The organism is Moorena sp. SIO3H5 (assembly GCF_010692395.1).
Taxonomy (GTDB): Bacteria; Cyanobacteriota; Cyanobacteriia; order Cyanobacteriales; family Coleofasciculaceae; genus Moorena.
In genome coordinates, this window is record NZ_JAAHHS010000799.1 from 1 (window position 1) to 1,143 (window position 1,143).

General features: G+C 33.5%; 1 protein-coding gene. It reads right to left on the bottom strand.

All coding sequences use genetic code 11. The features are described 5' to 3' along the window. Nucleotides 1-131 precede the first annotated feature (131 nt). Nucleotides 132-1,143, bottom strand: a 1,012-nt coding sequence (devC, locus tag F6K52_RS36605) for an ABC transporter permease DevC (RefSeq protein WP_293090181.1), incomplete at its 5' end; no start/stop codon positions are given.

Here is a 1,143-nt window from a genome sequence, read left to right on the forward strand (position 1 = left end):
CTAAACCCCTACTACAGCTAAATTGGTAAAAGTCTTTAAAAATAAGAGTTTGAGATTTTTATCTAGCAAAATTGATTAAAGAGGGTTAAGTTTTATTAATGTGGCCATTCAGCAAAAAATATCTCCCCAGCTTATTTGAGTAAATCTGCTGGATCAGCCGTTCGTAATTTTTTCATCGCAATGGCTCCAGAAATAAAACACATGACAATAGTGATAATTAGCACCATTACTCCTCGTTCTATTGACGTATAAATTGGTAACATTGTTGCAGTAGCGGTTATACTATACAGCTCACTGGCTAGCAACAAACCGGGAAAATAGCCTAAAATTGCTAAAAATAAAGCTTCTTGGGTTAATATTGACAACAAAAAGCGGTTATTATATCCCATTGCTTTTAAGGTAACGTACTCATCTAAATGAGCGGAAATATCTGAATAAAGTATTTGGTAGACAATAACAGTACCAACAGTAAAAGAGATTATTACCCCCAAGCTAAAAAGAAATCCAAGGGGGGTTGTTTGTGACCAATAAGTCTCTTCCATTTTAACAAAAGTCTTCTTATTCAAAACCGTTACATCTTCTGGTAAAGCAGCTCTGAGATTACGTGCTACTGACTCTATGTCTGTATTTTCTTGTAATTTAATTAAACCGACTTTAACTTGATTTAAACTACTATATGGAAATAAGCGCAAAAAACTAGAGTCACTAGTAATCACGTTTCCATATGCTGCAAAAGAAACTCCCAAAGCAAATAAACCATTTACTTGCACCGTAGTATTATTTAACTCAGCTTTCACGGTGGATTGTTGTCTAAACAAGGATTCGATAGGACCAAATTCTGGTAAAGAGGTTCTATCAAATAAAATACTGTTAATTTTTTGTAATTTCTGACGATTATGATTAACTTCCAGAAATTTAAATGTCTGTTCAGTCGGATTAATCCCAAATACTAAAATTCTTTGACTGCGTTTTGTTTCGGGATTTTTCCAGGTTCCTAAAGATAAGTATAGAGGATTGACTGACTTTATTCCTGCAAATCCTCTGGCTTGATACAGTCTTTGTCGAGGAAAATTTTTAGTTTGATATACAGTTTCAAAATGGGAATTAACTATAAATAAATCCGCATTTAAATTTCTATGGGGA